General features: G+C 41.8%; 10 protein-coding genes and 1 tRNA gene. 4 read left to right on the plus strand and 7 right to left on the minus strand.

The window, feature by feature from the left end:
- The 4 genes from B4F08_RS04790 to B4F08_RS04805 form a co-directional block, all read left to right on the plus strand.
- On the plus strand, positions 1-700 hold a 700-nt coding region (locus tag B4F08_RS04790; RefSeq protein WP_291373510.1), incomplete at its 5' end, for a hypothetical protein.
- Positions 701-735: 35 nt separating this feature from the next.
- Positions 736-1,167, plus strand: a complete 432-nt coding sequence (locus B4F08_RS04795) for a DUF5681 domain-containing protein (RefSeq protein ID WP_291373512.1) — start codon at positions 736-738, stop codon at positions 1,165-1,167.
- Entirely contained in the window at positions 1,167-1,487 is a 321-nt protein-coding gene (locus B4F08_RS04800) for a hypothetical protein (RefSeq protein ID WP_291373514.1), read from the plus strand. The genes B4F08_RS04795 and B4F08_RS04800 overlap by 1 nt, the downstream gene beginning before the upstream one ends.
- The gene (locus tag B4F08_RS04805) at positions 1,480-1,659 is read left to right on the plus strand and encodes a hypothetical protein (protein WP_291373516.1); all 180 of its coding nucleotides are present in this window, start codon (positions 1,480-1,482) and stop codon (positions 1,657-1,659) included. The genes B4F08_RS04800 and B4F08_RS04805 overlap by 8 nt, the downstream gene beginning before the upstream one ends.
- 28 nt (positions 1,660-1,687) lie before the next feature.
- Here the strand turns inward: B4F08_RS04805 and B4F08_RS04810 are convergent, their stop codons facing one another.
- The 7 genes from B4F08_RS04810 to B4F08_RS04840 all read right to left on the minus strand — a co-directional run.
- Complete coding sequence (locus B4F08_RS04810) at positions 1,688-2,647, minus strand: restriction endonuclease (protein WP_291373518.1); 960 nt, start codon at positions 2,645-2,647, stop codon at positions 1,688-1,690.
- Between the two features lie 178 nt (positions 2,648-2,825).
- Positions 2,826-2,915 (minus strand) — tRNA-Ser (locus tag B4F08_RS04815).
- A gap of 87 nt (positions 2,916-3,002) precedes the next feature.
- Positions 3,003-5,039, minus strand: coding sequence for an NADPH-dependent 2,4-dienoyl-CoA reductase (locus B4F08_RS04820; RefSeq protein ID WP_291373524.1), 2,037 nt, complete (start codon positions 5,037-5,039; stop codon positions 3,003-3,005).
- Positions 5,040-5,220: 181 nt separating this feature from the next.
- Entirely contained in the window at positions 5,221-6,915 is a 1,695-nt protein-coding gene (gene dld, locus B4F08_RS04825) for a D-lactate dehydrogenase (protein ID WP_151706942.1), read from the minus strand.
- Positions 6,916-7,165: 250 nt separating this feature from the next.
- Positions 7,166-8,320, minus strand: a complete 1,155-nt coding sequence (lldD, locus tag B4F08_RS04830) for an FMN-dependent L-lactate dehydrogenase LldD (RefSeq protein WP_062034458.1) — start codon at positions 8,318-8,320, stop codon at positions 7,166-7,168.
- Positions 8,321-8,322: 2 nt separating this feature from the next.
- Entirely contained in the window at positions 8,323-9,066 is a 744-nt protein-coding gene (gene lldR, locus B4F08_RS04835; RefSeq protein ID WP_086207776.1) for a transcriptional regulator LldR, read from the minus strand.
- 32 nt (positions 9,067-9,098) lie between these two features.
- A partial coding sequence (locus B4F08_RS04840; RefSeq protein ID WP_291373522.1) for a lactate permease LctP family transporter occupies positions 9,099-10,428 on the minus strand: 1,330 nt, incomplete at its 5' end.

The following is a 10,428-nucleotide window of genomic DNA, read 5'->3' on the forward strand; positions in this document are numbered from 1 at the left end:
CGTAACACCATCCCTACACCCTGATAATATCAAGCATCTTCAAGGCTATGATGAAGAAACTGCTTCTTACGTTCACATTGCTGCACAAGCATTGAGTGAAGCGTATGAGGGTATCAATGATATTCATAAAGCACGTGAAGCAAGTAAACGAAATCCAGTTTGGAATGAAGCAGCTCAATTAATTCAAACTGATGACTTTGCAAATAAGAAGCTTCTTAAAATTACTAAGTCCATTGATTCTGCAAATGCAAACCTAAGTAAAAGCATTGCACATATTGAGAAAGAACTAACCACACCTTTGACAGCAGGTGCTAATGACCCTGTGGCTAAAGAGATTCGTTCACATGTTAAAAATATGAATGACAACAAACGTCATACATTTATTGCAGAAGCACAGCAGAAAAAAGACTTACAGACACTTCAAGCTATCTTAGGTGCTCCGTCATATCTATCGGGCTTAACCGACATTGAAGTCCAACATTACACACGTCAACTTCACGAAATTCAAAACCCTGCTTTAGCTAAGCGTTTAAAAGTAATGAAGAATGCAGCAGCGTTACTGGGTGAACGTGGTGGCTTGGTATTTAAAGAAGTGGAAAAAGCAGTGGGTAAACCATCTCACGTTATTAAAAAACTTCGCCAAGCAAGAAATGAAGCAGAACAAGCATTCATTTTAAAAGACCAACGTGTCGATCTTTGAAATTGATAATTAATAGTTTAGATCAAGGAATTGTAATGACCACAAATTCAAAGACTAAAACAGCAGGAAATCCAAATTGGCGTAAGGGAATGAACTCCCCTAACCCACAAGGTCGTCCAAAAGGGATTATTGATAAACGTATGAAAGTAAATCAATCATTGCTAGCTGATGCAGATGATATTGCCAAAGTCGTTATTAAATCTGCTCTTTCGGGCGATATGCAAGCTGCTAGCTTAGTCCTTTCCCGTATTGCACCAACGCTTAAAGCTCAAACTGAAACAGTCCAGTTTGAATTAGATGCCACAGCAAGTGTTACCGAACAAGCCCAGTCAGTTTTACAAGCTATTGCTGATGGCAATGTTGCGCCTGATGTGGGTAAACAAATCATTGAAGCTATTAATGCTTTAAATGGTATTCGTCAGATTGATGAATTAGAACAACGTATTAATGCTTTGGAGAAACACTAATGAACCTGCCAACCCGAGAAGAATATGAATTTTTACGTTTTAAATTTACACAGGATATTGCACATGGTTCACCAAGTGAACGTTTGGTTGCAATGCATAATCTAATGCACATCATGGCGTTATATGCTTCTAGTGATGAAATTGAAGAAGTGTTTATTACACCTTTGTTTGCAAAGCTTGAACAAAAGCTAAATAGCCCATTACACCCATTTAGCGACTACGTACCCCCTGCTGCACCAGTAACGGTTAAAACCATGCTACAGGGGCAACCGTGGGCACAATACCCTAACCCTAACTGTGGTCATACCGATAATGGCTAAGGTATTAAAAGACTTTCAAAGGCGTTTAGCTAAAGTCGAAACCCATAGAAAGAACAAAGCGACTACTATTCAGTTAGTAGCCGCTTTTCCGCCTATTTTGTCTTACGATGAGTGGGAAGCTATTGCTGTACCACATCAACAACAATTAGTTGACGATACTAGGCACGATTAATATCTACACTTCATACCTATTTAATAATTTAAGATAGAATTTCTAGAAATGGATTCTTATCAATAATTGCAGCTTTTGATTTTTTACTCAGTAATTCCACAAGATCATCTTGACGTTGCAACAACATAACAAATTCTTGTAATGAACATAAAAACAATGTTTTCTGACTAAGAGCATTCCTACATTCTGAGACAACGGATGTAGAATATCCATTTGTTGCAATGAAAATGCCATGAGCATCTGCTCGACCAAATAAACGAACTAAGTGTGGTGAAAATTCACCTATACCCACAGGTGAATTAAGCCATTTCATTTCAACAAGATGAATTTTCCCATTTAACTCTATTACCCCATCAATCTGCTCTACGACAACAGCAGTATCGGGATCTTTACGACGGAAATCTTCACGGATAAGAATCCCATAAATACGAAATAAATCATTCAAGACCCCTTCTAATAACTTACCTCGTTCCTGTGGTTTATCATCCATTTTAAAAAGTGCAGAAAGGCGTTGATTTACACTATTAATTTCCAAACGCTTTTTTTCTAATTTTGAACGCTCTGCTTGTAACTTGGATAAACGATTTTCTCTTTCTGCCTTACGCTCTTGTTCCATTCTAGTAAATGAGTCTTTCTTACCAACTGCCTCACGAATACTTGCAACCAATCCTTTTGCTTTAAGTTGATCATTTTCCCAACATGTTTCAAAGCTTTCGAACTCTACAACACGTTTAATAATCTCACGGCGAGCACGAAGACCACTGTCACCACGGGAATTTACCTTAGTTAATACACTGCGAACAATTTCAAATTTATTAATTGAAGCTTGATTTTTAGATAAGACGCTGGCGACATCTCTCAAATCTTCTTGAGCAACTCCTGCACCTTGGAGAAAAAGAATCACAGCTTTCTTACTTCGAACTAATCTTGGAATAGTCTCAACAAGCAATTCAAACACATCGGGAGGGTAATGATAAATGTCTGCCATTTTATTCTCTACATTTTCTAAAACTTAATCTATTTTAGGTTTATGTTTAAATGTTATATCAGTAAACGAGCTATTGTAAGAAACTTTGACTTATATTTTTATGCTTACTACAGGCTTACGTTGCATAACCCTGGAAACAACAAAGCCCTGAGAATGTCAGGGCTAAGTCATTGATATTTGGCGGAAGCGGTGAGATTCGAACTCACGGAGGACTCACACCCTCGTCGGTTTTCAAGACCGGTGCATTAAACCGCTCTGCCACGCTTCCATGTGCGCCATAATACGGAGCTTTTGTTTTGATGACAAGTAAAACTTATAATAAAAGCAAACAACTGCATATTGTTTAATCAAAAGCTTATAATTTCGCAGCGATTTCTGCACCCTCACGAATCGCACGCTTTGCGTCTAACTCAGCGGCAAGTTTAGCACCACCAATAATGTGATAATTCGCAAGCGTATTCTGCTCAGCACTTGGCATCAGATCTTTCACTGACTCCTGCCCCGCACATACAACGATAGTATCAACACGTAACAATTGATCTTGCCCTGCCATCTCCACCCAAAGCCCCTCATCAGTCACTGCTTTATACTGAACACCACGTAACATGCGTACCGCATGTTTTTTCAACTGTGCGCGGTGTACCCAGCCCGAAGTTTTGCCCAAGCCTGCACCAAGTGCAGAGGTTTTACGTTGTAATAAATAAATCTCGCGTACAGGTGGATGAACTTCTGCGATCTGCGAGCCTCCTTCAGAGACATAATTCGGATTTGGATCTACCCCCCATTCACGTTGCCAATCTGCAAGTGGTTGTGGCTGAGGTTGATGCTCAGGTTTTAATAAATACTCAGACACATCAAAACCAATCCCTCCCGCACCAATCACCGCAACTTTTCGACCAACTGGCGCACCGCGTAACACTTCTGCATAAGATAGGACTTGCGGTGAATCGCTCCCTTCGATACGTAATGCACGTGGCACAACACCAGTTGCAATGATAATTTCTTCAAAGCCTTCACGCTCAAGCTGCTCACGATTCACCTTGGTGTTTAGACGTAAATCGACTCCCGTTTTTTCAATCTGTACTTTGAAATAACGAATGGTTTCATGAAACTCTTCTTTACCGGGTACAACTTTTGCCAAGTTAAACTGTCCGCCCACCTCATGACTTGCTTCAAACAATGTCACTGCATGTCCGCGACTGGCTGCAACCATCGCGGCCGACATACCTGCGACACCACCGCCAACAACCGCAACTCGTTTAGATTGCTTCGCTTTCACATAAACCAACTCAGTTTCAAATGCCGCACGCGGGTTGACTAAACAGGTTGCACGCTGATTTTTAAATGTATGATCTAAACACGCTTGGTTACAGGCGATACACGTATTGATTTCATCGACACGATTGGTCGCTGTTTTATTCACCCAAAAAGCATCGGCCAATAACGGACGCGCCATTTGCACCATATCAGCTTTGCCCGATGCCAAAATCTCTTCTGCCGTGTCTGGCATATTAATACGATTTGAAGCAATCACTGGCACAGCCACATGCTTTTTCACTTCCGCTGTATAATCAACAAAAGCTGCACGTGGCACAGAAGTCACGATGGTTGGAATACGAGCTTCATGCCAGCCAATCCCTGTATTCAACAAGGTAATGCCTGCTTTTTCTAGTGCTTGTGCAATCGTAACCACTTCTTGCATGGTATTGCCGTCATGTACTAAATCCAGCAATGACAAACGGAAGCAAATAATAAATTTCTCCCCGACTTGTGCACGTATCCCTTTAACGATTTCGACCGCAAAACGCATACGGTTTTCAATCGGCCCACCCCAACGGTCTTCACGTTGATTCACATGACGACTAAGAAATTGATTCAATAAATAACCTTCTGAACCCATAATTTCTACACCGTCATAGCCCGCCTTTTTCGCAAGACTGGCACAGTTAACGTAGTCATCTATGGTATTCAAAATTTGTTTTTCAGACATTTGACGCGGTTTAAAAGGCGAAATCGGCGACTTGATTGGGCTCGCAGAAACGACAAAGGGTTGGTAGCCATAACGTCCCGCATGCAAAATTTGCATTAAAATTTTTGCGCCATGCTTATGTACCGCATGTGTCACTAAACGATGCGGAGCAATATCCCCCAGCGTATTCATCGTACCGCCCGCTGGAAGAAGCCAGCCTTGACGGTTTGGAGAAATCCCGCCTGTAATGATCAGGCCAACACCACCTTTAGCACGCTCACCGAAGTATGCTGCCAATTTTGGATAATTATAAAAACGATCTTCCAAACCCGTATGCATGGAGCCCATCACCACACGGTTCTTAATTGTGGTAAAACCCAAATGTAAGGGTTTTAAAATATGTGCATAGCTATTGGTTGTCATCATGAATCCTTATCTTTGGCTTTGCAACTTGTTGCATACTACTTTAGCTGTTTTTCAAAATTTTGGGATGACAATTTAGAAAATTTTCTGAGTAACTACGGTCAATTCAACTGGATTCACAAAAAAGCAATAAAAAAACCAGTGATGTTGCCATCACTGGTTTTTTTATTGCTTAAAAGCCTTATTTCCAAGCTTTCAACTTACTGGTTTGGCCAATACCTACGTTAAAACTATTGGTTGGATCCAGCTTTTCATAATGTGTTCGCAGTGCAGGTTTTGCTACATATAAATGTCCAACATTATGCTCGGCTGGGTATTCAGCACCTCGTGCATCCAATAAATGCCACATTTGGTGTTCCATCGCTAAAGGATCTACGCCTTTTTTCACAATATAGTCCTGATGAAACACATGACATAAAAAATGACCATAATAGAGTTTATGAACAATCAGATCATCCATCTCTTTAGGTAAGGTTTCCACCCACTCTCGATCATTACGACGCAATGCGATGTCCAAAGCTACAATATCTTCAACTTCCGAACGGTGTGTATCTCGATAGCGAATTGCTGCACCTGCAACGGCAAAGCGATGTAAAAATGCTTTACGTCCTTCTTCCTCAGTACAGTGGAAAAAATCACCTGAAGTTTTATCTTGGAAATAATGTTTTAAAAAGCTTTCAACTTGCTCAACATCTTGATTTTCAATCCGAATAACCAAATGGTGTTCATACAAATCACGGAATGCATTCATCCGTTTCGGTAAATGATTGGGCAAAAATTTGGTGATCAATTGCAGGACTTTATCTGACAGCCCCTTCATACCAAATTTTTCTAAGTACGCATCAACCTTATCTTTCATTGCAAATGCAGCGGGTACTTTGGCTGTACCCAGTTTTTCAATGAACATAAAGGTGTCTTTACCATACTCTGCCCCAATGTCATACGCTACGCGGTGGATGTATTCCCCTGCAATCGGTAATCGTGGCAAATCTTTCAATAAAAAACGGCGGATTTCAGTCAAATCATCATGTGAGTTGGTTCCCACGTAGAACACCTGACTTGGAATTTTTTCAAAGGTATCTAAACGTACGGCAAAGACACATACTTTACCTGCCGAACCCGATGCTTCATATAAACGAGACGGATCGGCATTAAAGCGTGCAGGCGTATTTTCATCAACTTGTTTAACATCATGTCCATAACGATGGTCCGATGCGCAGCAGCCTGAGTTATTGATAATATCGCCGATTTGATAATTTTTCGTTTCAAGCCTGCTTAGAATTTCTTCAGGTGTTTCGCCTAGGTTCACCCCTAAATGATTCACTAATTCTAACTGACCACCATCATTGACACGAGCATACAGAGCCAGCTCAGTATAAGCAGGTCCACGGCGCACCAAAGCACCACCTGAGTTATTACAGACACCACCTAAAACTGAAGCCCCAATACACGATGAACCAATCACTGAATGTGGCTCTCGATTAAATGGCACCAACTCTTTTTCAAGTCGATCCAGTGTGGCACCGGGTAGACAAATCACTTGCTGACCGTCATTAATGACTTGAATGCCGACCAAACGACGTGTGCTGATTAGAACCACTGGACGGTCATAATCATCACCAAAAGGCGTTGAGCCACCAGTCAAACCTGTATTGGCCGCTTGCATAATCACAATACAATCTGCATCAACAGCCACTTGTAGTACTTGCCACTGTTCCAGTAATGACCCTGGTGCAACAACAGCCAGTACTTTCCCTGCGCCGTAACGACGACCTTGGCGGTATAAACGTGTATCTTTATCTTCGGTTAAAACGTGTTGTTTACCAACGATATTTATTAAATTTTCAATAACGTGTTGTGGAGATCGAGGGTTCATATTTGTTATTTCCAATGATTATAATCCCCCTAAATCCCCCTTTTCCAAAGAGGGACTTTTTCTTCACCTTAGGCATTTAAAGTAAAAGAAAAATTATTTATACCTGCAACATAAATTCTAATCGGTATAACTCCTCCCTTTTAAAGGGAGGTTGAGAGGGATTATATAAATAGCAATAATCACGGTATTGATGTAAATACCTATTGAATGCACGTTTACTGTGTGAGAACGCTTCTACTGATATAATGAATTACTCAGCCAACTCTCGTTCTAACTTCACTAAACAGTCAGACGTAATATCCGCAATGGTTTTTGCACCAGTTAAAGTCATAGCAACACGCATTTCTTTATCAATCAATTCTAAAAGATTTGAAACACCTTCACCGCCTGCTGCACCAAGTGCATAAACAAAGGCGCGACCAAGCATACACGTGTCTGCACCCAACGCCAGCATACGCACAACATCTAGACCATTACGAATACCCGAATCCGCGAGGATTTTAATATCACCCTTGACTGCATCTGCAATTGGCGGAAGTGCACGTGCAGAAGATAAAACGCCATCGAGCTGACGACCACCATGGTTTGAAACCACAATCCCATCTGCACCGAAACGCACTGCATCTTTGGCATCTTCAGGATCCAGAATCCCTTTAATAACCATTGGCCCATCCCAAAACTCACGAATCCATTCAAGGTCTTTCCACGAAATAGACGGATCAAAGTTTGAACCTAACCAACCAATATAATCTTCTAGACCTGTAGGTTTGCCTAAGTATTTAGAAATATTGCCCAAGTCATGCGGACGTCCCATCATGCCGACATTCCACGCCCAGTGCGGATGGAAACACGACTGCATATAACGACGCATTGCTGCATTTGGGCCACTCATACCTGAGTGGGCATCACGGTAACGCGCGCCTGGAACAGGCATATCCACAGTAAACACCAAGGTTGAACAGCCTGCCGCTTTAGCACGTTCCAAAGCATTTTTCATGAAACCACGGTCACGCAGTACATAAAGCTGGAACCACATTGGACGCTGAATCGCAGGTGCAACTTCCTCAATTGGACATACTGAAACAGTAGACAGCGTAAATGGAATGCCCTTTTTATCCGCAGCAACCGCAGCTTGAACTTCACCACGACGCGCATACATCCCTGTTAAACCCACAGGCGATAATGCAACTGGCATCGACAACGTTTCATCAAACAGTTTGGTTTCTAAACTTAACTGTGACATGTCGTTCAGTACACGCTGGCGCAAAGCAATTTTCGATAAATCTTCTACGTTACGCTTCAGGGTATATTCTGCATACGCACCACCATCAATGTAATGGAATAAAAATGGCGGTAAACGACGTCGTGCCGCTTCACGGTAGTCATTGGCAGAAGAAATAATCATGCTTATATCCTGTTTAATCGACTGGCGCGCTGACGACGAGCTTCTTCTTCATCAATCATGCGCACCTGTTGTACTACAAACTCAATGTGTCCACAGACTGCTTTGCGTGCAGCTTCTGGATCACGACGTTCAATTGCACTCATGACTTGAAAGTGCTGATCATGCAATTGATCAAAACGGTGTGCTTCGCTATAGACTTTTCGGCGTCCCAAAGCGACGTTGAACTGCAACAAATCGAACAGACCACGCATCATCTGAATGAGAACCAAATTATGAGATGCTTCAGCAATCGCTAAATGAAATTTCGCATCAGCACGAGCCGCTGCATCATCATCACCCAGTGCCTGAAAATGGTTAATCTGATCATAATAATGTCGGATATTCACCAAATCTTCTTGGGTTGCGCGTTGAGCTGCATACCAAGTCGTCCCACCTTCTAAAATAATGCGCGCCTCTTGCACATCAAAGCGATAGGCTGGATCTTCACTCATCAAATTACTGATCGGTTGTACAATTTGATAACTTGACCAGGTAGCTGGTAATTGTTTTAAAAAAGTTCCCGCTCCCACTTTACTGACCAACATACCCATGCTGGACAGTTGAGAAATCGCTTCTCTTAAAGAGGAACGCGAGACTTGAAGTTGTTCACACAGTTTTCTTTCAGCAGGCAGACGGTCTCCAACCTGCATATTGCTTTGTTCAATCAATACACGCAGGCTTTGTACAGCTTTATCGGAGACTCTCATCTGCTTTCCTTAACGTTGATACACAATTTGTGCTATGGAATCATCCATGGGAACACATAAGCTTGTAGGGTAATCATAATACCCATCATAAATGTGAACGTTATACTGTGTTTTACAGTAAAACGGAATAAATCAGACTCTTTACCAACTAAGCCTACCGCCGCACATGCAATCGCAATTGATTGAGGTGAAATCATTTTGCCAGTTACACCACCACTGGTATTGGCTGCAACTAACAATACTTCAGGCACCCCAATTTGCTGAGCCGTAGTGGCTTGAAGCGCTGAAAACAGTGCGTTCGCAGAAGTATCCGAACCTGTAAGAAATACACCCAACCAGCCCAAGAATGGTGAAAAGAAAGTAAATGCTGAACCTGTATGTGCAAGAGCTAAAGCCAAGGTTGAAGACATACCCGAGTAGTTCGCAACAAAGGCAAAAGACAACACCATACCAATTGAATAAATTGGAATTTTCAACTCATTCAAGGTTTCACCAAAAGTTACAACTGCATCCTTAGGCTTCATCTTCAAAAAGGCAATCGTAATTAATGCTGCAATAAAAATCGCAGTACCTGTTGCCGAGATCCAATCGAACTTATAGATTGCGTCATAGTCTTTTATTTCTGTCACTACAGGCGGCATTTTTTGAATCATTTGATGCAAAAATGGCACCTTGATGGAAATCACAAGATCATGCAATGCACCGTCTTTGGCAAATAAATCCTTAAATGGTTTCACACTCCAGATTGTCACCATTACAGTTAAAATGGCAAATGGAGACCATGCTTTGGCAATTTGACCGATGCTATATTTTTTCTGTTTTTGTGCTGCAACATCTTCATTCATATTTGCGTCTTGATCTGCAAAACGAAAAATATGCTTTGGCTGCCAGTATTTAAACAAAATTGTTAATGAAACCAAGGATGCAATTGCAGCCGTAATATCTGGTAGTTCTGGCCCAACAAAGTTAGAAGTTAAGTATTGTGCGATTGCAAAGCTACCCGCCCCCACCACAACTGCTGGCCATGTTTCTTTAACACCACGCCAGCCGTCCATAATTGCCATAATCCAGAACAACACGATTGGCACCATAAATGGTAGCTGACGGCCCACCATTTGGCTGATTTCCATCGTATCGACACCAGAGACTTGTCCAGCAACAATAATTGGAATACCCATTGCACCAAAAGCCACAGGTGCTGTGTTTACGATTAGACAGAGACCTGCTGCATATAACGGTTTAAAGCCTAAACCGACTAATAATGCTGCGGTAATCGCCACAGGAGCACCAAAGCCTGCCGCACCCTCTAAGAAGGTACCGAAAGCAAAGCCCACCAAAAGCATTTGTAAACGCTGATCTTCA

Source organism: Acinetobacter sp. UBA6720, assembly GCF_002454215.1.
Lineage (GTDB): Bacteria > Pseudomonadota > Gammaproteobacteria > Pseudomonadales > Moraxellaceae > Acinetobacter.